Raw genomic sequence first — 22,461 nt, 5'->3', positions numbered from 1 at the left:
CGGTGGGGAACCGGGYCTTGGTGGTCGCCGGTTCGCCAGTTCCTCCGGTTTCACTCACTTCCTCCGGTTGCAACCGGAGGTTGTGGCCGAAGTCGGAGGGTGTCGGCGGGATTCGGGCCTTGGTGGTCGCCGGGTCGCCAGTTCCTCCGACTCTTGCTTGTTCCTCCGGTTGCAGTCGGAGGTTGTGGTCGAAGTCGGAGGGTGTCGGCGGGACCGGGTCTTGGTGGTCKCCGGGTCGCCAGTTCCTCCGGTTGCAGTCACTTCCTCCGGTTGCAGTCGGAGGATGTGGCCGAAGTCGGAGGGAGTCGGTGGGGACCGGGGTCTTGGTGGACGCCGGTTCGCCAGCTCCTCCGACTCTTACTTGTTCCTACGGTTGCAGCCGGAGGGTGTGACCGGAGTCGGAGCGAGTCGGTGTGGACCGGGGTCTTGGTGGTCGCCGGTTCGCCAGGTCCTCCGACTCCTGCTTGTTCCTCCGGTTGCAACCGGAGGATGTGGCTGAAGTCGGAGGGAGTCGGTGGGGACCGGGGTCTTGGTGGACGCTGGCTCGCCAGGTCCTCCGGTTGCAGTCATTTCCTCCGGTTGCAGTCGGAGTAAGTGACCGAAGTCGGAGGGAATAGGCGGGACCCGAGCCTCAGTACCGGGCCGCTCGCATCGGCGCAGGCGACCACAGGCCCGAGTGCGTACTCGAGCCGATCGTCAGTTCGGCGGGCTTCGCGGGTGCGATCTCGCTGAACTGCTGCAGCGAACCCCAGTCGCGACCCCAGTCGTTCCGCAGATAAGACGGAATGATGGTGGCGCGCAACATCGACTGGGTGATACCCAACGGACCACCGGCATCGGCGGACATCCACGTCTGGCTGTTCTGACGAGTTGCCTGCGCGTCCGGGAGGATGCGCCACTGCGGAACCTGGACGACGCCGTACTTCACCGCCATCGGGTTCTGGCACGGGAACACCAGCGCCGGCAGCCAATCGATCAAGACCGGATCGTCCTTGCCCACCAGGTCGTTGAGCGTGCGCATCGTGGTGATGCGCGGCGGCGTGACCGCCAACCACTGATCCGGTGCGCCGGCATTGTCCTTGGCCACCACCCGGACCACCGAGGCGCCCGCGGGAGCGTCGGAGAGCGGGAAGCGGAGGTTGCGCCAGATGGGTGGATCGCCGATGTCGATCGGACTCATCTGTCCCATCGGGATGACCGTGTTCCCCGGGCCCGGCCTGCCGAACTCGACCACCAGTTGCTGTCCGGGCTGGACGATGCCCTCACCGTCCACCGCCGCGATACGACCGGCAGCCGACAGGGTCAGCAACGGTGCGTCGGCCTGCCGCTGCGGCATTTGGTACCAGGCCGAGGTGAGCGATGCGTTCTGCGAACCGTAGCTGCCCAAGACCGGGGTTTCGGCAGGGTCGAGCCCGAAAGGCAACCGCACCGTGGACCCGTTGACGCCGAGGGCGCCCTGCCCGCCACCGGTACCGGCCTCGTCCGCCTCTGACGTGTCGCCCGACCCGGCCCCGGTCTGGGCGGTGTTCTGCGCCGTGGTGGTGTCGCTGGTCTCGGTGGCATCCACCGACAGATCGTTCGGCACTCCGTTGGGGGTGAATCCCGCCATGCCCGTCCCGGCCAATGCGTCGCCGGGTGACAGATCGGCCTGCCCGGCCACCGTTGCCGGTACCAGCAGTCCGCGGTTCGGATCCGGTTCCACCAGAACGTCATTGGCGAGGGCGCAGATGTTGCCCTTCAGTGCGTCGACGTTCGAGTTCAGCCACGACCAACTGTCGCGTTGCTCGTATGCAGCTTTGACAAACGAGAGCAGCATGAACAGGACCACCAGGCCGGCCATCACCGGCATGGGTGAAAAGGCCAGTCTGTGCAGTGCTTTCGAGCCCGACGCCCGCTGCTCGGCGTCCACGTAGTCGTCCCGGAAATGCTGGTAGAGGCCGACGAGCGTGGTGGCGACAGCGATCACCAGGACAATCCAGGTGACACGGATCCCGCCGATGGCAGGCGGCTGATCCCACCAGGGGATGCCGTAGCTCGCCACGAACCACCAGCCGTTGGTGCCGGCGAAAGACAATGCGACCACGTACAGCACCGCAGCGGCGAAGAAAGTGCGATTACGCCTGCGCCGCAACAGAGCAGGCGCCATCATCGCACCTGCCGCGGCGGCCAGCGCCGCACCGATACCGGCGTACACACCGAGGTGATGGGTCCACTTGGTGGGGGTGAAGGCCAAGAAGAACATGAAGCCGAAGACGCCGGCGACCAGGCGCCAGGTGGGCCCCTTCGCGATGCCCATCGGCTGGCGGCGGCGCAGCAGCATGAGCAGCACCACCATCAGGCACAGGAACGCCATCAGGATGCCGAATCGCCTCGACAACGTGCCGTCGGCGGTGGGCAACATCAGGTAGTAGTACCGAACCGGTTCCTGCCACCATTCGAGCGTCGGCCCCACCTCGGACGCGACCTGCGACGACGTCAGGATCGTCGAGAGGGTCTGATCGGCAAAGATGTTGTACAGCACTGAGGTTCCCGCGGCGAGGATGGGCATCAGCAGCGGTAGCAGACCGTCGCGGTGCCTGCGTGCGACCACTCGTCGCAGCAGTGGGCGGATTCCGGCGAGCAGTAGCGCGACGGCCATCAGGCCACCCGGTGCGAGCGCGAGGGTGAAGGCGGCAACAGCAGAACCGATCGCCAGCGGCAGCAACCGGCCGGTGGCGATGGCGCGGTCGACGCAACACCAGGTGAGCAGCGCGCCGATCGCGAGTGCGGGTTCGGGGCGCAGGCCGTTGTTGAACGGCATCCAGATGGCCAGGAACACAAACGCTGCCGACCACAGCGCCGGGGTGGAGTGGCGGACGGTCCGGCCGAGGCGCGGGATCACCTCACGCGAGATCAGCCACCATCCGAGAAGGCCCAGCAAGAACGCGGGCAGACGCATCCACGGCGCCGACAGGCTGACCTCGGTCATCGCCGAGATCACCTGGTAGTGCCAGCCGAACGGGTCCTGGGGCACTCCGTAGTAGCGGTAGTAGTTGTCGACGTAACCGGCTTCTCCGGCGATGCGCCCGACGGTGAAGTTGTAGCCGTCGTCGGATGTGTTGGACCCCATCAGCCACCAGAAACCGAGCACCGCGAACACCACGACATCGGAGAACCGGATGGTCCACCAATGGGTGGGCAGGAAGCGCCGATGTCTGCGGCCGTCCCGGGAGTCGAGGACTGCGAGCGCCACCAGCGACACCACGGTCATTGCCACACCGATGACAAGGGCGGCGAACTTGAGGTTGGTGGGGGTGGTGACGAACCGGGTGTCGATGGTCGCGCTGAACTCCAACCCCTCGGGTGAGGTGCCCTGGGGGAGTTCGGTGAAGACGCCGACGATCTGCGGTCGGAGGTTGGGATCGCGAACGTCGAAGGACAATTGGCCTTCGGTGCCGCCGTTCTCGATGCGCCCGGCCGTACCTTCCCCGTCGGCCTCGACGATGATGCGGCAGTTCGGATCCGCCTGCGCGACAGCCCGATCCGCGGTCAGCAACACCACGTCGCGGCCGGTCACCGTGATGCTGTCGGACGTGGCCCGGATGAACAGGCCCTTGGACGTGGCCTCCTGCCCGCCGGCGGGGATGGTCGAGAGCAGTACCCCACCGTCGGCGGGGAGGTCGGCAGCGGTGGAGCAGGGAACGGAGACCCGCATGTCGGTGGGGACAAACGACACCAGCGGCGCCGCCACGTTGACCACCTGATTGTCCTGCGGCCAGTTGAGTTGCGCCGTGGTCTGATTCACCGGCATCAGCGGGCTCAGGCAGGCGAGCAGGAACCCGATGAGGCCGGAGACGACCGCCACGATCTTGACGTTGCGGTAGCCGGGGCCGACGTAACGGCTCAGGCTCCGCTTTCCGGTGGGCGGTTCTGTGTTGATGGTGCTCGCCTTTTCACTCATTTTCCTGCGGCACCACCCTCAGTGAGCCGGTGCGTGACCATCCCCAGTTCTTCTCTGTCCCCGTGGTGATCTCGGCTGCCGGAGCATCGGGCACCAACGGGGTGTACTTCTCCAGCGACCCCCAGTCTCGATACCAGTCGTCGTCGAGGTAGGTCGCCACGGTGTTCGCCCGGGCCAGCGCCTCGGGCACGGCCAGCACGCCGCCGTCGTCCGCGGCCTGCCACGTCTTGGATTGCGAGGCGGCGGTCACCCTGTCGGGCAGGATGCGCCACTGCGGGATGTCGGCGACTCCATTGGTGATGGAAAACGGTTGCTGGCAGGGGAACTGAGATGCCGCGCTCAGGTCGATCAGCGTGGGGGAGTCCGACCCGACGACTTCTTGCAGGGTCTTGAGCTGCGGTGCGCGGGGTGGGGTGACCGCGAGCCACTGCTTGGGGTTGACGTTGTTGTCCTTGGCCACGATCCGCATGGCTGTGGCATCGCGGGGGACCTGCGCCATCGGGACGCGCAGGTTGCGCCACGGCCGGTTCGGCTTGTCGGGCCCCGGGTCGATGGGCACGATCTGCGGGCCGAGGTCGGTGAACGACCCATCAGGGTTCGGGACACCGAACTGCACCTTCAGCTGCTGCCCGAAGGTCGCCACACCCTCTTCATTGAAGGTGAACACCGGTCCGGCGGCGCTGAACACGAGTAGCGGCGACGCATCACGGGCGGGGAGGTTGTACCAGCCGGTGGTCAGTGAGGCCTCGCCCGAGTCGTACCCGTAGCTGCCGAGCACAGGCGTGGTGGCCGGGTCGAGGCCGAACGGCAGGGCCACGGTGGAACCGTTGACCGTTTCCGGCCCGGTTCCGCCCGTGATGCCTGCACCGGCACCCGAGACCACAAAGGGTTTGTTGAAGCTGGCCGACACGTTCATCTGGCCGGGACGGGCAGAGCCGGCCTCAGGGGTCAGGTCGCCGGCAACGCCGTTCGGGGTGAAACCGACGGCGTCCTCGCCGGCGAGGGCGTCGGACGCCGATGCGCCGTCGGCAGGGGTCAGCATGCCGCGGTTCGGGTCTTCCTCGACGAGCACCGCATCCGCCATCGCGCAGCTGTTCCCGCGAAGAGCATCGAAGTTCGCACCGAGCACCGTGTAGGCGGGATACCGCGACAGCGCGGCCTTGGCGAAGACCGCCAGCATGCAGATCACCATGAAACCGGCGATCAGGGCGATGGGGGAGGAGGCGATGAACAGCCGGCGGCGGTCGGAACGGGCCTCGGCGGCCGACGCGTCGGGTCCGTGGGCTAGCCCCTTGTTGGCGACGTAGTCGAGGCGCAGGTGCTGCCACACCGCGACGGCGCCTGCCACCACGGCGAGGACCAGGAAGATGGTGGACACCTCGCGACCGGCAAGTACCGGTGCCTTGTCGAACCACGAGATGCCGAAGTTGTAGGCGAAGGGCCAGGCGTTCTCGCCGGCCATCGCCGCGGCGAGGGCGAAGAGCAGTCCCGCGACGAAGACCGAGAGGTTGCGCACCGACCGCGCCGCCGACTGGGCGACGGCGATGGTGGCCGTGGCGGCCAGCGCAGCGGCGAAACCGGCGAACACGCCGTAGTGGATGGTCCACTTGGTGGGCGTGAACATCATCAGAAGCAACGTGATCAGCGTGGCGCCGAGCAGTCGCCAGGCCGGACCCGGGTCAACCGCGCGAATCTTCTTGCGTCGCAACATCACCGCGAGTGTCACGAACACCGATGACAGCAACAGCAACAGCGGCACCCGACGGGTCAGGGCGCCGTCGGGGGTGGTGACGGTGATGAAGTAGTACCGCAGATATTCCTGCCACCACGAGATGGTCGGTCCGACGATGTAGCGCGTGCGCACGGCATCGAACACCGATGCCAAGGTCTGATCGCGGAAGACCACGAGCACCACCAGCGAGGCGGCCGCGATGGACGGTGCCATCACAGCGGCGAGGTTGAGCACCCGCACGCGGTTGCCGCGCTCGGGGTCGCGGCCGCGTTCGACCAGCACCCGCAGCATGGGCCGGGCGCCCACGATCAGCACGGCGACTGCGATGACACCCTGAGGCGCCACGGCGAGAGTGAGCCCGGCGCACATCGCAGCCAGGGCCGCCGGTAGCAATCGGCGCGTCGCGATGGCGTGCTCGACGGCCCACCAGGTCAGCAGAGACCCCAGGATGATGATCGATTCGCTGCGCAGGCCACTGGCGAACGGCAGCCAGAACGCGGTGAACACGGCCGCGGCCGCCCAGATGGCCCAGGCGCTGCGGCGGACTCCGGCACCGAGCCGGGGCAACAGCACCCGGGACAGGATGAACCAGGACCCGAGACCGGCGGCCAGAGACGGGATGCGCATCCACAATCCCGAGGCCGACACCTCCGACCAGAGGGCCAGGAACGAGTAGTACCAGTCGAACGGCGCCTCGGCGATGCCGTAGAAGCGGTAGTAGTTGGCGAGGTAACCCGCACCCTCTGACGCGCGGCCCATGTTGAGGATGTAGCCGTCGTCGGGTGAGCCGGCGCCGAGGAAATGCCAGATGAGCAGCACGGCGGTGACGGCCAGGTCCGTGACACGCGGTCGCAGCACCTTGCTCCATGAGGGTTTGCCGATCCGCCGGTGGTAACCGGCGAGCCAGTCGAGCCGGCCGAGGCAGATCAACGAGACGGCGATCGCGATGATCCCGACTATCAACGCAAGTTGCTTGATCAGGGTCGGCGTCGAGGAGAAGCGCGTGTCCACCACTGTGGTGATCGAAAGACCCTGCGCCTGGGCGGCTTTCACGTCGTCAGTGGGGATGTCGGTGAAGACGCCGTCGAACTGTGGTCGTTGGTCGATGCCCAAGGTGCCGACCGGTCCGAGGCCGACGAACTGTGCGCCTACACCTCCCGGGTTCGACCAGATCCGCAAATCGCGGCACTGCGGCGATCCGACGGCGTCGCGGGGCGCCGTGGCAGCCAGCTCGTTACGGAACACCACCGACACCGACGACGCGGAGGCGGTGACCACCAGGGCCTTCTGATTGAACTGCTGGGCGCTCGGCGGCATCGTCGCCAGCACCAGGCCCCCGTCGGTTCCGAGGCTGTCGATCAGGGAGCACGGAATGGTCGCATCGAGGGTCTGCGGCGTCTGCGCGATCAGCGGTGCGGTGACCGACGCGGTCGCGCTGGAAAGCGGCTGACCTGCGGGCCAATCGATCGTTGTGGTGGATTTGTCGACCGGCAGCAGAGGGGTGATCGCACACAGCACGATCCCGACCAGTCCCGCCACGATTGCGGTCCAACGGACAGTCCCCGCACTGGGGATGTGAGAGGACACAGGCACGAGCAACGATGGTATTGCACTGACCTGAGAGCCCGAACCTGCCCCGAGCGGGGGATCGGTCCTGCGACCGCGGCGGTGACCTACGGCACAGTCAGTACCGGATGGGCGCAGGACTCCACAGTCCGGACCGAGTGGTCTCGCCCAGCTTCAGTTCCGCAAGATCCGCGGGCTCACCATAGGGCTCGTAACGAACCAACGAACCCCAGTCACGACCGATGTCGCCCTCGAGATAGGAGGGCACCGTGGTCTTGTCCAGGGCCACCTCGATCCAGCCCAGCGGTCCACCACCGAAGGAGTCCTGCCACGCGCCGACCGCGGCGGACAGATCGGCACCCGGCGCAATCCGCCACTGCGGGATCTCGGCGACCCCATAGCGGTGGTCGAACGGACGCTGGCACGGGAACGCGAGCCCGCTGGTCCAGTCGAGCTGGACGGGATCGGTGCTGCCGACCATCGTCTGCAATGTCTGCAGACGCGGTGATCGGGGAGGCGTCAGGGCGATGAAGCTGTCCTGCGCGAGGTTCTCGTCCTTGGCGACGATGCGGATCGCCGTGGTGTCGTTCGGGAACGAACTGCGATAGGTACGCAGGTCCCGCCACGAGGGCCGCGGCCCCGGGTCGATCAGATCGACCTCACCCGCCACCTGGAAGTCCTCGTTCGAGTCACCGGACCCTGTTGAGTACTCCATCTTGATGTTCTCGATGTCGAACTGACCCGCGACCGCCATCGTGATCAGCGGGGTGTCGGCGTTGCGTGCCGGGAGCCGGTACCAGGACGAGGTGAGATACGAGGGGAACTGGTCGTTTTGCGAGTAGCTGGCGAGCACGGGTGTGACGGCCGGGTCCAGTCCGAACGGCAGTTTGGCCGTACTGCCGTTGACGCCGGCCTGATCGGTTTCACCCCCGCCGGTTCCGCCCGCGTTCGAATTGAGCACATCCGGCGAGACGGCGACATTGCCACCGAGCACGCCGAGACTGCCCGCGCTGGCGGTCGAGTCAAGGGTCAGCGGGAGACCGTTTGCGGTGAAACCCGCGTTGGCCGGAGCGCCGTCAGCCGGTTCGGACGAGCCGTTCAGGCCGAGGGCGACGTTGCCGTCCACCGGCTCGAGGAGGTCGCCTGAAGGATCCGGTTCCACCAGGACCTTCTCGGCCATCGCGCAGATGTCTCCGCGCAGGGCGTCGACGTTCGACGACGGAATGGAGAACGACCCGCTCTGCTTCACGCCCGACGCGACACCGGTGCCGATCTGGAAGAGCACGAGGAACGCTCCCGCGACGGCCAGGGGCGCCGCAGCGAGCGTGCTGTACCACCGGCGAGGACGAGTGCCCGACACCCGTGAGCCGGCCGCGGCGGCGTCCTTGCGCCGATCGAACGGCTCGCGGAAGTGGAACCAGAACGCCACGAGCAGGGCGGCTGCACAGAGGTACAGCATCACGCTGCCCAGAGCGACCCCGAAACGAACGGGAAGTGCGCCCCACGGCATGCCCCAGTTCGAGTAGTAGAAGAAGGCGTTCGGTGCGGTGAACGACAGACCGGTGATGAACAGCACGAGTGCGATGAAGAGCATCCGGTTGCGCCGGGCATGCATGGCCTCGGCACTGACTGCGATGGCCGCGATGGCGGCCAGTGCCGCCGCCAGTCCGGCGAACACACCGAATTGGTGGGTCCATTTTGTCGGGGTGAACATGAGGAAGATGAGCGAGGCGAAGGTGATCCCGACGATGCGGCGGGACGGGCCGAGCGCCGTACCGGGTATGCGGCTCTTGCGGATGAGCATCGCGCCGGAGACCACCAGCCCGACGAGCATCGCCAGCACTGCGAACCGTCGGGACACCGAGCCGTTGGCCGAGAACTCGAACAACGCCGAGTACCGGTCGATCTCGTTGTACCAATGCAGTGAGGGGCCCAGCGCGGTCTTCATGCTCGTCGACTGTGTGAATGCGGCGAGGGTCAGATCGGAGAAGACGACAAACATCACGAACACCCCGGCTGCGGCGACCGGAGCCACCATCGCCAGATAACTCTTGAAGTCGCCGCCGATGGCCTTGGCTCGTTTGATCAGGGCCATCACCATGGGGCGGGCACCGGCGATCAACGCCGCGACCGCCATCAGACCCGTGGGTCCGGCTGCGAGGCTGAATGCTCCGATCGTGCAGGCCACTGCCGCAGGAAGGATCCTGCCGGTCGCGATCGCACGTTCCACCGAGCACCACGTGAGCAGCGCGCCCAGGCAGATGATCGGCTCGGGTCGGAGTCCGTTGTTGAACGGGAACCACGACGCGAGGAACACGAAGGCGGCGGTCCACGGGACGATCCGGTTGATGGTCGCGGCGCGGCCGAGGCGAGGGAGCACCTCGTGGGACAGGATCAGCCACACCAGGATTCCGCAGACCAGCGCGGGCAGGCGCATCCACGGGCTGGCGGTGGTGACGTGAGCCAGCCATCCGAACACCTGGTAGTACCAGCCGAACGGTGCCTCCGGCGCGCCGTACCAGCGGTAGTAGTTGGCGGTGTAGCCGGCGTACTCGGCCACCCGCGACATCGTCAAGATGTATCCGTCGTCCGATGTGTTCGCGCCGACGATGTGCCAGATGAGAAGCGCGCCGATCACCACGCCGTCGCGGGCGTTGAACGTCCACCATCGGGCGGGCAGGAACCGGCGGTGCTTGCGCCCGTCGGTGGAGTCGAGCACGGCCAATGCGCCCAGCGAGATCAGCGTGCAGAGCACCCCGACCGCGATCGCAAGCCACTTGAGGATGGTGGGGGCGGTGCTGTACCGGTCGTCGATGGTGGCGTGTGCCGTCAGGCCGGGCAGCGATGTCGCAGCGCCGGTCAGGTCTGTGTAGATGCCGGTCATCTGGGGCCGTTGGTCGCCGTCGGTCGTCTCGCCGACGAGGGGCTCATCTTCGGCGTCGGTCATCCCGACGAACTCGGCCTTCACCGATTCAGCGGTCGCGGTCACCGTGATGCTCTCGCATCCCTGCGACCGGATGTCGGCGAGCGTCGCAAAGGCCACGGGGGTGTTGCGGACCACCACCTCTACGGACTGCCGATCCAGTGCGTCCGTGGCCTGGCCGGACTTGCGGATGAAAAGACCTCGGGCGACTGCCTTTTCGGCTTGTTTCGGGGTGGTCGAGACGAGCACGGTCTGCCCGGGCCCGGTGAGCTGGTCGACGGCGCTGCATGGCACCGTGATGTCGAGGTCGATCGGTACATAGGAGACGAGCGGCGCCAGCACCGACTGCAATTTGTCCTGCTGCGGCCAGTTCACCTCGGCGGTGGTCTGATTGACGGGCAGCAGCGGCGTGGCCAGGGCAAGGAAGACGCCGAGCAGACCGGTGACGATCGCAGCGAGCTTGGCGATCCGCGCCCGGTCGTGGGTCGGTTTCACGGTCGGGGCGTCAGCAGGCACAAACGCAGATGGTAACCGCCTGGGCGTGTCGGATTCTCTTGCGGTGCCGCGCCGAGCCATACAATTGCCCCATGATCGACAGCCGCGAATCCGGTGACCGTGCGCCCATCCTCTTGCTGAACGGGCCGAACCTGAACGCGCTCGGCACCCGGCAGCCTGATGTCTACGGCGCCGACACGCTCGAGGACGCGGTGGCGATCGCCACCTCCGCCGCAGCGGAGTCCGGTTTCACCGTGCAAGCGCGCCAGACCAACCACGAAGGCGAGATGCTCGAGTGGATCCACGGGGCACGTGGTCATGCGTGCGGAATCGTCATCAACCCCGGCGGATGGACGCACACCTCGGTGGCGCTGCGGGACGCGCTGGTCATCCCTGAGGTGCCGATCTTCGAGGTGCATGTCAGCAACGTGCACGCGCGTGAAGAGTTCCGCCACCGGTCCTATGTGTCCGGCGTCGCGGAAGGTGTCATAGCGGGCTTCGGCATCCGCGGTTACGAGTTCGCGGTGCGCCGACTCGTCGAGCTGGTGATGGCTTCGAATGGGGTCGATCGAACGTAAGCTGTGACGAGCATCACATTCGAAGCACCGTAAATTGGTGAATAGAAGACCAACGATGGGCAAATGGCTCTGGCTTTCGCCAGCTCAGAGCCTTCGCGGGCCGCGTGTGGGAAGGTTGGCAGCCCTTCCTCGGTTATGATCCTGCAGAACCATTGCGCCCTCTCCGGTCAGCCATCGTAACGAGATGTGTCGGACCTGTGACTTGTACGCGGTAGTTTCGCGTTCGATCCGCAAACTCGGGTCAGGCGGTACGAGGTCGAAGTAGGTAGTTGGAGGGTTATATGCGGGAGTTGATTTATGGCAACCCGTGATGCCCGATCGACCACCGCCCCGGAACTCGACTCGGCTGCGTTCGACGCCTACGAATCCGAACTGCGGGAGACCGGCTTCCGTGCCGCGGTCACCCGGGTCAATCGATACCTCGCCCGCCCACGGTGGTGGGTTGAAATCCTCATGCTGGGCGCGCTCTACGCCATCTACTCGGCCATCCGCAACAGCGTGGGCGACGTCGCCGCGGCGGCATACCGCAACGCCGACGAAATCCTGAGGATCGAAGACAGCTGGAACTTCGCCCTCGAGCGGCCACTCAACGAACTGGTGCACACCACCACCTGGCTCGCCAACCTGGTCGCCCTCCAGTACGCCACCCTGCACTTCATCGTCACCCCCGTGGTGCTGATCTGGCTGCTGTTCCGGCGCAAACAGTATTACCGCCAGGTCAGCGGCGTGCTGGTGTTGACAACAGGGTTGGCCCTGATCGGTTTCTATTGGTTGCCCACCGCGCCGCCGCGCCTGCTCAAAGGCGAGGGCTTTGTCGACGTCATGGCGCAGACCGCCTCATGGGGCTGGTGGCCTGAGTCGGGTGCACCCGGCAGCGACGCCATCTCCAACCAGTTCGCCGCCATGCCTTCGCTGCACTGCGCGTGGGCCACCTGGTGCGGCGTGACGCTGTTCTTCCTGGCCAAGTGGAAGTGGCTGCGCATCCTCGGCCTCATCTACCCGTTCACCACATATTTTGTGGTCATGGGTTCGGGAAACCACTACATTCTTGATGTCATCGCAGGGGTTTGGCTCCTGGCGGTGGCGGCGCTGATCATCTACGCGCCGACCTTGACCCGATGGTGGCGCAACCGAGCGGCCCGCAGGCCGGAGAGTGCAGGGGTGTCGATCGGATGAGCTTCCCGGTGGCCTTGCCGGCACTTGGCCGGCGGCCGCTCCTCCCACTCCTGGTGGCGCTGATCGCCATCGTGGGCCTGTGGGTGGCGCACCCGACGGTGGGGGATCTGCAAGCGGCCATCGCGCGTGAGGAAGCTGCTCGATCCGGCGTCGGCCTCGGTTACTGGTTCGGCTGGTACGGCGGGGTGTCGCCCGGCAGCTATTCGCTGATCGTCCCGGCCCTGTCGACTCTCACCGGTTCTCTGCTCCTGCTGTGCCTTGCCACCGCTGCCATCGCTCTGCTGGCCGTCCCGCTGGCCAAAGGCGCCACGCACCAGACCGTGCTGGTCTGGGCCATCACCATCGCCGCAGTACTGAACATGCTCTCGGGCCGGGTGGCGTTCGCTGTGGGAGCGGCCATCGCCCTCGGGGCCATCGTCGTCGTGCGCCGCGGGTATCTGGCGCTGGGGGTCATCGGCCTGCTGGTCGCCGGGCTCGCGAGTCCGCTGGCCCCGGCGTTTGTCGGTCTGGCCGCGGTGCCCTTTGCGTTCGGCCGCGACGAGCAGGCCCGGACCACCTGGTGGGTCCTGGGTGGGTCTGCTCTCGGAGTGGGCGTCCCGTTCCTGATGTTCGGCAGCCCCGGCGCTCAGGGGTTCCCCGCCACCACCCTGTTCTGGGTCGCCCTGATCGCCGTGGGCGGTGCCGCCGCGCTCACCATCCCACCGGCCCGGTGGATCGTGCCCCTCGCGAGCGCCGCGGCCATCGTCATGTTCCTCGTACCGACGGGCGTGGGCTCCAACCTCAGCCGGTTCTTCTGTCTGGTGTTGCCGTGTCTGTGTCTCTTCTACTCGAAGCGGTCGCTCAAGTTCCTGGCCATTGCGTTGGCCCCGGCCCTCATCTACGCGACGTTTGTGGCGACCGCAGACCAGGTGGTCGGAGCCGACTCCGGCGACAGCAACCGCGACTACATCCCCCTGCGCTCGCAGCTGGTCGACCGGCCGGAGATCAACAACCACCGCGTGGAGCTGGTGGATGCCCAAACCCACGCGGGCGCACACAAACTCGGCATGACCATCAAGCTGGCGCGCGGCTGGGAGAACCAGTCGGACTCGCGGTTCAACCCGATCTTCTACGAAGAGAACGCGCTGACCCCCCAGTCGTACCGGCAGTGGCTGTCGGAGAACGCGGTTGCCTTTGTTGCGGTCTCTGCCGATCCGCTGCGCCAGATGAAAAAAGAAGCGGCACTGGTGCAGTCGGGCCTGCCCTATCTCGAACGGGTCTGGGGCAACGACAAGTGGAACCTCTACAAGGTCGACGACCCCGCCCCGATCGTCTCGGCGCCGCTGACAGTTGTCGAGTCGTCGCCGGCGAAGCTCGTCCTGGACGTACCCGACACACAGGCGCACGCGATTCAGGTGCGCTACAACAAGTATCTTGTCGCGCGCAGCAGTGTGGACGAGAACCTCTACGCATGCATCACCGAGACGCCGGACAGCTGGGTCACCTTGCAGGCCACCCTTCCGGGTCAGTACATCCTCGAGGGCCTGCTGTCGGTCCGGGGGGTCGTGGGCGCACAGCCGCTCGACTGTGGCGCCGAGCGGTAGAGAACTAGGGGCCTGACCGGTAGAGAACTAAGGGCCCTGACCGTAGAGAACTAGTTGCGGACCACCAGGACGAAGGGTCCGATGTTGGTCACCGTGAACCGCGGATCCTCGAACACCGACCGGTTGAAGGTGACCGTGTACCGACGGACATTGGGGTCGTTGGGGTAGACATCTTCGGCCAGGCGCAGATCGTAACCTTCTGCGCTGTAACGGAAGAGGAACACCGTCGGTGGTCGCCACGGTGAGGCATCGAGTTGCTCGACGAGGCTGTCCGCGGTTTCGGCAGTTGACCACTGTTCGATGGCCGCGGCGCGTTTGTCGAACTCCGCCAACGGGTTCGCGTAGTGCGACGTGAGTCCCTGGAATCCGTAGTACGGGTACACCGAGAGGAATCCGTAGTCGGCGGTGAGTACCACGGTGTCGTCGCGGGGCCGGCCAGTCTGGGTGGTGATGGCCGCGTCGATCTCCGGGAAGTAGGCACCCGCTCCCGGCGGCCGCTGATCTGCGCGCACACCGTAGCCGTCCGTGTCGGTGTAGGCGACGGTGATCTCGGTGGCCAGATGGCCTGGAATGCTCTGTGCGACAGCGATGGCTGCACCGGTGGCGAGTACCGCCACCAGGGTGCGCACGTCACCGAATCGCCGGACCGCCACCGACGCCAACTCCGCGAAGCCGTACACGCCGGCAACACCGAGGACCACGATGAGCAACGGCTCCATGCGGAACGAGAGCAGGGTGGTCCCGGTGGCCGTGACCGCCATCGACAGCAAACAGAACAGGTAGATCGAGACGACCGTGACACCGAAGGTCAAAGCTGCGGTCCTGGTGCGGAACCGAAGGATGATCCAGACCAGACCGACCATGGTCAGCGCGCCGATCAGCGACCAGTGCAGCATCGGTGTCGGGAGCACGGCACCCGATCCCGGCAGGTAGTGCTCGGCCGTACCACCCGAGGCGGGCTCGTTGCGAAGTCTGTCGTAAAGGTATGGCGCCCAGACGATGAGCGCCACGAGGATGGCCACTGCGGCCATACCGACCAGGCGCAACGCAAGGTGCAGCACGGCGCGTACCCGATCGGTACGGATTCGAGATTTGTTGACGGCCTTGTTGTCCAAGCCGAACCACGCCACCGCGGCGAGGTAGAGGGCCATCAGCACGGCCGTCATGGCGAACAGGCCGGTGTAGAGCGTGTAGAAGGTGGCGCTCAGGCCGAGGAACAGTCCACCGGCCACGATCGCGGGCACGCTGCCCGACCGCAAGCCGTGCAGAATCGTCACCAGCATCGGAGCGCCGAGGAGCACCAGTACCGCCGCGTAGGGCTCGGGGCTCACGTACATCAGGGTGAGCACGGTGGAGGCCAGTGTCGCCGCGATCGCCAGGTCGGTACGGATCATCCGTTGCCACAGGGCCATCGCCAACGCGGCAGCGATGGAGATCGAGATGATCGCCCACGGTTTGTACGCTTCCCAGCCGGGCTGACCGGTGAGGGAGGCGTAACGTCCGCCCAGCCAGAACCACCCGGCCGGGTAGTACGGCGGCAGATCGGCGTAGGTCATGTCGGCCAGCGCTGGGCTGTTCGTCAGCCTGGTGAGGTACTCGGTGCGGAACTGCTGATCCACCGAGATGCCGAACAGATAGAGCTTGGTGGCTCCCAGCGGCATCGCCAGCGTGACCGCTGCCAGGGCCGAGATACCCAGCCACGACAGCGGTTTGATCGCCCATGTCGCCTTGCCGGTCCGCGACAGCACAACGGCGACGATCATCAGGACAACCGCGAGGACCTGACCGGTGGTGGTGAGGGCGGTCTCGACGTTGGACGAGTTGAACGCCGGCCAGTCCACGCGGCCGATCGCCGCCAGCGCAATGCTCGACACCACAAGCGCGACGACGGCCGCACCGATCAGGTCTGCAAGCGACAGCAGGTGTCTGGTCCCGCTTGAACCGTGCGCGACGCGATGCCCATCGTCGGCTCTCGACCACAGGTGTCGGCGCATGGATCAGATGGGAAGTTTGCGGAAGATCGGACGGGGGATGTGGCGAAGCACCATCATCACGAAACGGAATGGCGGGGGCGCCCAGACGAGTTCCTTGCCCTTGCCCGCTGCCGACACCGCCAGCTTGGCGACGTCTTCCTTCTCGACCGTCAGCGGTGCTTCCTTCACGTGCGCCGACAAGCGGGTGCGCACCATGCCCGGGCGGATGACGAGTACGCGGATGTTGTGTTCGCGCAACGCCTCACCGAGGCCGAGGTAGAACCCGTCGAGACCGGCCTTGGTGGAGCCGTAGACGAAGTTGCTGCGCCGCACACGTTCTCCGGCGACGGAGCTCATCGCGATGATCTGGCCGTGGCCCTGTGCGCGCATCTTCTCGCCGAGGAGAACGCCCACCGATACCGCGGCGGTGTAGTTGATGTTGGCGGTGAAGACTGCTTTTCGCTGGTCCTGCCAGACCTCTTCGTCCACACCCTGGACGCCGAACGCGACGATGGCCACGTCGATGTCGCCCCCGGCGAACGCCTGGTCGATCACCGCGGGATGGCTGTCGGGGGTGAGTGCGTCGAAGTCGATGCGCTCCACCGACGAGGCGCCGGCGGCTTTCATCTTCTCGACTGCGGCCTCACCGGCGGGGTCGCCGGGCATGGTCGCCAGGACCACACGCATCGGCCCCTTCTTGAGGTATTCGGCGGTGATGGCCAGTCCGATCTCGGAGCTGCCACCGAGTACCAGGACGGACTGTGGGACGCCTACGGCGTTGATCATGAATGTTCCTGTCTAGTCGGCAGATCGGGGGAGTGCAGGCTCGAACGAGTTGTTGCTCAGGCGAGTTCGAGGCGACGGGCCATGTCGGACATGAACACCCCGGTCGGGTCGATGCTTCGGCGGGTGGCGATCCACGAGTCGATCTCGGGGTACATGGCGTGGAAGTTCTGCGCGGAGGTCCGCGAGTCCTTGGCCGTGTACAGGCGTCCGCCCATGGCCATCACGCGACGATCGAGTTCGTTGAGGTATTCACCGAGACCCCGTTTGATCGGGAAGTCGAGACAAACGTTCCAGCCACGGAACGGAAAGCTCAGGGGCGCTTGGTTTCCGTCGCCGAACAGCTTGATCACGTTGAGGAAGCTCACGTGTCCGGAGGCCTGGATGTCGGCGATGATCCGCTTGAACTCGTCCTCGTTGCCGGTGGGCACGATGAACTGGTACTGGGTGAATCCGCCGGTACGTCCGTAGGCCCGATTCCACTCTCCGAAGATGTCGAGGATGTGGTAGAACTGCGCCAAATTCTTGACCTGGCCCTTTTTGTTCGACCCCATCCGGTAGTAGGCCTCGCCGACGATGGAGAAGTCGAACTTGTTGGCCAGCCCGTTCGGGAAGATGTCCGGGAAGGTCACAAGTGGTTTGCCGTTGAACTTCAGCGGATCCTTCTGCAGCTTCGGCGGCAGCTCGTCGAGCCGGGCCAGGTTGCCGCGACTGAATGATCCGCGGCCGAGCTTCGGCGGCTTGCTGATCGAGTCGAACCAGCCCGATGCGTACTCGTAGCCGTCTTCGAATCCGTCCTCGAGATGGAGCGCGATGGTCTCGTCGAGACTGCCGGTGGTGGCGGTGTCTGCGATGAAGTACGCACTCTCGGTCCGCTTGAGCTGGACCTTGGCCCGCAGGATGATGCCGGTCAGGCCGATTCCGGCGATGGTCGCCCAGAACAGTTCACCCTGGGGATCGTCGGGGCTGCCGGCGGGGGTCAGGGTGAGGATGCGTCCATCGGCCACCAGCAGCGTGATCTCGACAACGTGCTGGCCGAAGGTGCCGGCGCTGTGATGGTTTTTGCCATGGATGTCGTGTGCGATGGCTCCACCGATGGTGACCTGCCTGGTGCCGGGCAATACCGGGACCCACAGGCCGAACGGGAGGGCCACGGTCATCAGCTCGTCGAGCGAGACACCGGCGTCGAGGTCGACGATCCCGGTGGAGTCGTCGATCGAGTGGACGCGCTTGAGCTGCGTCATGTCGACGGTCAGGCCACCGACGTTCTGCGCGGATTCGTTGTAGGAACGTCCCAGTCCGCGGGCGACCACGCCGCGACGCAGGTAGGACGGCTTGTCGGCGTTTGCATCGGCAACCTGCGCGACAGCCTTGGCGATCACCTCGACATCGGGTGTCGCCAGCACGTGACCCTCGATCGGCGTCGTCCGGCTCCAGCCGACGAGCTTGCGGGTTTCAATGGGCAATTCAGCGGTAGACATCGGACCAGAGCCTACCGGGCGTGTCATCGGAACTAGCCATTCGACAATGTGCGGTGTAAGAATCCCGTATGCCTACACGATCGGTCTTCATCACCGGTGCTGCAGCCGGAATCGGACGTCACACTGCGCTCACGTTTGCACGCAAGGGATACCTCATCGGTGCGTACGACATCGACGAGGCGGGATTGGCCAGTCTTGTCGACGAGGTGAAGGCCGCGGGAAGTCGCGCGGTCACGGGCCACCTCGACGTCACCGACGCCGATGAGTTCGCCACCCGTCTCGACGAGTTCGCCGAGAGCAATGGTGGTCGGCTCGACGTGCTGATCAACAACGCGGGCATCTTGCTGGCGGGCCCGTTCGAGGAGATCCCGCTCGCCACCCAGCACAAGCAGATCGACATCAACGTCAAGGGCGTGACCAACGGGTGCCATGCCGGGTTCCGGCATCTGAAGGCCACTCCGGGGTCTGTCTTGGTCAACATCGCGTCGGCGTCGGCGATCTACGGTCAGGCCGAGCTGGCCAGCTACAGCGCCACCAAGATGTACGTCCGCGGCCTCACCGAGGCGTTGGACATCGAGTGGGGCAAGCACGGCATCCGCGCCATCGCCATGTGGCCCCTCTACGTCCAGACCGCGATGACCAAGGACGTCCGCACGGGCACCACCGACTCGCTCGGGATCCGCCTCGGACCCCAGGACGTCGCCGATGCCATCCTCGCTGCCGTCGAGGAACCCAGGACCAGCAAGCTCATCCACCGGGTGCACTACGCCGTCGGGCTGCAGACCAAGGCGCTGTCGCTCGGTGCGCGCTTCTCGCCGGCATGGCTGACCCGGGTGGTGAACAAGAAGCTCGCCCACTCGTGAGTCGGGCTCAGCTCACTCCGCTTTGTCGTCGTCGAGCTGTTCGAGGCGGGCTTCCTCGAGGTCGAGCAGGTTCTGCGCGTGGGTCAGGAACGCAGGACCAGCGCCGCAGCGTTGTGGCCCGGGATGCCGCTGACTCCGCCGCCGCGCCGGGCGCCGGCCCCGGCGAGCAACACCCGCCGATGGCCGGTTTCCACACCCCATGTGCCGACTTCTGCAGGTGATTCCGCCCAGGGCCATTGCAGCGGCCGATGGAAGATGTGGCCGCCGGGCAGTCCTACCGCCTCTTCGAGTTCCGGTGGGGTCTTCGCTTCGATGCAGGGTGCACCGGTGTTGTCGGTGGCGATGACGTCGGCGATCGGTTCGTCGAGGACCGAGTCCAGTGCGGCCAAGGTGGCGGCCACGGCTTCGTCTTTAGCCCCTGGCCGGGTGAACAACTCCGGCGTCATGTGCAGTCCGAACAGCGTCAGGGTGTGCATACCGGTGAGATCGGGGCCGAGGATGCTCGGGTCGGACAGGGTGTGGCAGTAGATCTCACTGGGCGGAATCGTCGGGATCCGGCCGGCCGCGACCTCACGATGTGATCGCGCCAACGCGTCGAAGCCCTCGTGGATGTGGAAGGTGCCCGAAAATGCCGCGCCCACCGGGACATCGGTATCCCGCAGCTTCGGCAGCCGCCGCAACAGCACGTTGATCTTGAGTTGGGCGCCACGTGGTTTCGGTTGCGACGCATCATGATTACCGACAAGTCGATCGAGAACAAAAGGGGCGCACGCGGCGTGGATGAACTCGGCCTTGGCGATGCCCTGGTCCCATTCCACTGTGCCGTCACCCGGGTCGACGGCGGTCACCTCGGCTCCGGTGCGGATGTCGGCACCGGCATCGACGGCTGCGGTGGCGAGGGCGCCGGAGACCGCGCCCATGCCACCCACCGGGACGTCCCAGTCGCCTGTGCCACCGCCGATCAGGTGGTAGAGCAGGCAGACGTTCTGAGCCAGTGAGGGGTCGTCGAGATCGGCGAACGTGCCGATGAGCCCGTCGGTTGCGACGATGCCCCGGACCAGGTCGTCGCTGAATGTGTCGGTGATGATGGCGCCGGCCGGTTCGGTGGTGAGGCGTTCCCACATGTCCATGGCGGCGAGATCGCCACCCGCGATCATCGCCATCTCATCGGCGCTGACGAGCGGTTGCAGCATGGTCGGGAAAACACCCTCGGCGATCGTCGACATCGCGGCATAGAACCGTTTCCACGCGCGAAAATCCGCTTCAGACCCCGTGACGGCTCGGAATGATGCCGCTGTCGCTGCCTCATCGGCCGTGTCCACGAGGATGCCCCTGGACGGGTCGGCGGGCAGCGGTGTGTACGAGGAGTACCTGCGCCGGACGAGGGTGATGTCGAGTCCGAGGTCGGCGATGATCTGCTGTGGCAGCAGCGACACCAGGTACGAGTAGCGGGACAGTCGCGCATCCATTCCGGGGAACGGCCGGGCGGACACGGTCGCGCCGCCGACGTGCGGGGCGCGTTCGAGCACAAGCACCTTGCGGCCCGCCCGCGCCAGATAGGCGGCCGTGGTCAGGCCGTTGTGACCGGCGCCGATGACGATGTCGTCGTAGATCTGCATGCCCGTCATGATGCTCCCGGTCCGCATCGCCGGCCACGCGACCTACGACGGTCTGTCAGACGAGTTGCCGATCGTCTCGACCGACCAATGTTGGATTCGAACAAAACGTCCGATGCGGAAAATTGCGCCGGTCAATTCACGTATTGTTCAGGAAGAGACCTCGAACACGCGGGGACAATGGGGTAACAAGTCGCAGCACGTATGCGACAAATACTGTGAGACCAAACGTCCGAGTCGCGGTGGAGAGGTGTCGACGATGCACATCTGGGGAACGGGTGTTTTCGACAACGCGCCTGCCGTCGAATGGGCTGAACAATTCGACCGTACAACTGCTGTGCGGCGCGCTGCGTTGGTCCGGTCGGCGTTGGCAACCGCACTGCGTGCCGATGACCAGCGCGCGTGGTTGGTTGCTCTCGGCGCTGCGACCACGGTGGCGGCCGCACTACCCGGCGGCCCGCTCCTCGCGGATAACACTGGTCCGAAGTCGCTGCTGGACAACCAATTTCAACCCTCTGTCGAGTTGGCTGCTGCGGCAGTGGAAACGCTGGAGCAGTGCATGTCTGTGCACACCGAATGGACCCGTCTGTGGACACGTGCGGCGCTGCTCGACGACGCAGTTGCAGTCGTCGACGCGGTGATCGAAGAGTTGGAAGAGCGAACTGCGCTGACTGTCAGAGTGCGCGAAGCTTCGTGAGCAAAGGCTCCGCCGCCTCGGCCAAGAACTGGTCCTGACTGTCTCCGCCTATTTGAACAAGTGCCACGTCGGTATAACCGGCCTCGATGAACGGCTTCACGCTCTCGGCCAATTCATCCAGGTCCGGACCGCATGCAATTGATGACGCAACATCCTCCGGCCTCACGAATTGAGTGGCGCCGCTGAATGAGGCAGTTGTCGGCAAATCGGCATTCACCGACCAGCCGCCGGCAAACCAGCGGAATTGATCATGCGCGCGGGCAACAGCTGCGTCTTTGTCGGGATCCCAACAGATCGGAATCTGTCCGATCTTCCGCGACTGCTCGGGGTGGTGCTGATCCCACGATGTCACCAGATCGGCCGAGGGTTCAGTGGAGATCATGTGGTCGCCGAGCGGCGCCAGATGCTCGATCGATCTGTCGCCGGAGACGGCGAGGCCGATCGGGACACCACCGTCGGGCAGATCCCAGATGCGTGAGGAGTCGACGCGGAAGTACTTGCCGTCGTACGTGACGAGTTCGCCGGCGTGGAGTTCGCGGATGATCTTCACGGCCTCGGCCAACATCTCTTGGCGCTGCTCGACGCCGGGCCAACCCTGACCGACGGTGTGCTCATTGAGGCTCTCGCCTGACCCGAGGCCGAGGATGAACCGCCCGTCTGCCAGCAACTGCATGGTCGCGGCCTTCTGCGCCACCACGGCCGGGTGGTATCGCATGGTCGGCGCGGTGACGTAGGTCGCCAGTTCTACCCGCTCGGTGGCGTGGGCGACGGCGCCCAACACACTCCACGCGTAAGGCGCATGCCCCTGGGAAACGAGCCAGGGAGAGTAGTGATCGCTGGAGACCTCGAAGTCGAAACCCGCGTTCTCGGCTGACACGGCGTAGCGCACCAGGTCCTTCGGTCCACTCTGTTCGGTCATCAACGTGTATCCAAAGCGCATGACGCCTGAGTTCCCCCAGAGCCGAGCGGTAAACCCTCGAGTACGGCGGGTGCGCGACCGTGCGAGCTTGTAACCTGTTTCACATTGGTGGACTTCGAGTCTCTCGAGCACACAC

General features: G+C 65.8%; 13 protein-coding genes. 5 read left to right on the top strand and 8 right to left on the bottom strand.

The features are described from left to right. Positions 1–631: 631 nt before the first annotated feature. From KXR83_RS24815 to KXR83_RS24805, 3 genes are all read right to left on the bottom strand, one after another. Entirely contained in the window at positions 632–3,940 is a 3,309-nt protein-coding gene (locus KXR83_RS24815) for an arabinosyltransferase domain-containing protein (RefSeq protein ID WP_437427107.1), read from the bottom strand. Continuing rightward, on the bottom strand, positions 3,933–7,265 hold the full coding sequence (locus tag KXR83_RS24810; RefSeq protein WP_437427106.1) for an arabinosyltransferase domain-containing protein: 3,333 nt from the start codon (positions 7,263–7,265) through the stop codon (positions 3,933–3,935). The genes KXR83_RS24815 and KXR83_RS24810 overlap by 8 nt, the downstream gene beginning before the upstream one ends. Positions 7,266–7,356: 91 nt before the next feature. Beyond that, complete coding sequence (locus KXR83_RS24805) at positions 7,357–10,737, bottom strand: arabinosyltransferase domain-containing protein (protein ID WP_437427105.1); 3,381 nt, start codon at positions 10,735–10,737, stop codon at positions 7,357–7,359. An 11-nt stretch (positions 10,738–10,748) separates the two neighbouring features. Here KXR83_RS24805 and aroQ point away from each other — a divergent pair, with 11 nt between their 5' ends. From aroQ to KXR83_RS24790, 3 genes are all read left to right on the top strand, one after another. Beyond that, positions 10,749–11,234: a type II 3-dehydroquinate dehydratase gene (gene aroQ / locus KXR83_RS24800; RefSeq protein ID WP_437427104.1), complete on the top strand. Its 486-nt coding sequence runs from the start codon at positions 10,749–10,751 to the stop codon at positions 11,232–11,234. Between the two features lie 297 nt (positions 11,235–11,531). Next, entirely contained in the window at positions 11,532–12,410 is an 879-nt protein-coding gene (locus KXR83_RS24795; RefSeq protein ID WP_062794754.1) for a phosphatase PAP2 family protein, read from the top strand. Further along, complete coding sequence (locus KXR83_RS24790; RefSeq protein WP_437427103.1) at positions 12,407–13,993, top strand: hypothetical protein; 1,587 nt, start codon at positions 12,407–12,409, stop codon at positions 13,991–13,993. Before KXR83_RS24795 ends, KXR83_RS24790 begins: the two co-directional genes overlap by 4 nt. A gap of 50 nt (positions 13,994–14,043) precedes the next feature. Here the strand turns inward: KXR83_RS24790 and KXR83_RS24785 are convergent, their stop codons facing one another. The 3 genes from KXR83_RS24785 to KXR83_RS24775 are packed head-to-tail and all read right to left on the bottom strand — an operon-like array spanning position 14,044 to position 18,230. Then, the gene (locus KXR83_RS24785; RefSeq protein ID WP_437427102.1) at positions 14,044–15,987 is read right to left on the bottom strand and encodes a galactan 5-O-arabinofuranosyltransferase; all 1,944 of its coding nucleotides are present in this window, start codon (positions 15,985–15,987) and stop codon (positions 14,044–14,046) included. A gap of 3 nt (positions 15,988–15,990) precedes the next feature. Then, on the bottom strand, positions 15,991–16,752 hold the full coding sequence (locus KXR83_RS24780; protein ID WP_437427101.1) for a decaprenylphospho-beta-D-erythro-pentofuranosid-2-ulose 2-reductase: 762 nt from the start codon (positions 16,750–16,752) through the stop codon (positions 15,991–15,993). Between the two features lie 56 nt (positions 16,753–16,808). Beyond that, on the bottom strand, positions 16,809–18,230 hold the full coding sequence (locus tag KXR83_RS24775; protein ID WP_437427100.1) for an FAD-binding protein: 1,422 nt from the start codon (positions 18,228–18,230) through the stop codon (positions 16,809–16,811). Positions 18,231–18,298: 68 nt separating this feature from the next. On the opposite strand from KXR83_RS24775, the gene KXR83_RS24770 reads away from it, so the two are divergent. Continuing rightward, positions 18,299–19,093 carry an SDR family oxidoreductase gene (locus tag KXR83_RS24770; RefSeq protein WP_437427099.1) on the top strand — a complete coding sequence of 265 codons (795 nt, stop codon included), beginning with the start codon at positions 18,299–18,301 and terminating at the stop codon, positions 19,091–19,093. A gap of 83 nt (positions 19,094–19,176) precedes the next feature. Here the strand turns inward: KXR83_RS24770 and KXR83_RS24765 are convergent, their stop codons facing one another. Further along, positions 19,177–20,721 (bottom strand): phytoene desaturase family protein, encoded by a 1,545-nt coding sequence (locus tag KXR83_RS24765; protein ID WP_437427098.1) that lies wholly within the window; start codon positions 20,719–20,721, stop codon positions 19,177–19,179. A 247-nt stretch (positions 20,722–20,968) separates the two neighbouring features. Here KXR83_RS24765 and KXR83_RS24760 point away from each other — a divergent pair, with 247 nt between their 5' ends. Next, the gene (locus KXR83_RS24760) at positions 20,969–21,406 is read left to right on the top strand and encodes a DUF4259 domain-containing protein (RefSeq protein ID WP_437427097.1); all 438 of its coding nucleotides are present in this window, start codon (positions 20,969–20,971) and stop codon (positions 21,404–21,406) included. On the opposite strand, the gene KXR83_RS24755 is transcribed toward KXR83_RS24760, so the two are convergent. Then, complete coding sequence (locus KXR83_RS24755) at positions 21,384–22,325, bottom strand: TIGR03557 family F420-dependent LLM class oxidoreductase (protein ID WP_437427096.1); 942 nt, start codon at positions 22,323–22,325, stop codon at positions 21,384–21,386. The genes KXR83_RS24760 and KXR83_RS24755 overlap by 23 nt on opposite strands. Between the last annotated feature and the right edge of the window lie 136 nt (positions 22,326–22,461).

The sequence above is a fragment of the Williamsia muralis genome, from assembly GCF_051487485.1.
Taxonomy (GTDB): domain Bacteria; phylum Actinomycetota; class Actinomycetes; order Mycobacteriales; family Mycobacteriaceae; genus Williamsia; species Williamsia muralis_B.
This window is presented reverse-complemented; position numbering and strand designations above follow the sequence as displayed.

What these genes read in the sequence shown, in the direction of transcription:
- KXR83_RS24805 (WP_437427105.1), bottom strand. Translation starts at nt 10,737, where the DNA reads ATGGCTCGGCGCGGCACCGCAAGAGAATCCGACACGCCCAGGCGGTTA.
- KXR83_RS24770 (WP_437427099.1), top strand. Translation starts at nt 18,299, where the DNA reads ATGCCTACACGATCGGTCTTCATCACCGGTGCTGCAGCCGGAATCGGA.
- KXR83_RS24775 (WP_437427100.1), bottom strand. Translation starts at nt 18,230, where the DNA reads ATGTCTACCGCTGAATTGCCCATTGAAACCCGCAAGCTCGTCGGCTGG.
- KXR83_RS24785 (WP_437427102.1), bottom strand. Translation starts at nt 15,987, where the DNA reads ATGCGCCGACACCTGTGGTCGAGAGCCGACGATGGGCATCGCGTCGCG.
- KXR83_RS24815 (WP_437427107.1), bottom strand. Translation starts at nt 3,940, where the DNA reads ATGAGTGAAAAGGCGAGCACCATCAACACAGAACCGCCCACCGGAAAG.
- KXR83_RS24760 (WP_437427097.1), top strand. Translation starts at nt 20,969, where the DNA reads ATGCACATCTGGGGAACGGGTGTTTTCGACAACGCGCCTGCCGTCGAA.
- KXR83_RS24790 (WP_437427103.1), top strand. Translation starts at nt 12,407, where the DNA reads ATGAGCTTCCCGGTGGCCTTGCCGGCACTTGGCCGGCGGCCGCTCCTC.
- KXR83_RS24795 (WP_062794754.1), top strand. Translation starts at nt 11,532, where the DNA reads ATGGCAACCCGTGATGCCCGATCGACCACCGCCCCGGAACTCGACTCG.
- KXR83_RS24765 (WP_437427098.1), bottom strand. Translation starts at nt 20,721, where the DNA reads ATGACGGGCATGCAGATCTACGACGACATCGTCATCGGCGCCGGTCAC.
- KXR83_RS24780 (WP_437427101.1), bottom strand. Translation starts at nt 16,752, where the DNA reads ATGATCAACGCCGTAGGCGTCCCACAGTCCGTCCTGGTACTCGGTGGC.
- aroQ (WP_437427104.1), top strand. Translation starts at nt 10,749, where the DNA reads ATGATCGACAGCCGCGAATCCGGTGACCGTGCGCCCATCCTCTTGCTG.
- KXR83_RS24755 (WP_437427096.1), bottom strand. Translation starts at nt 22,325, where the DNA reads ATGACCGAACAGAGTGGACCGAAGGACCTGGTGCGCTACGCCGTGTCA.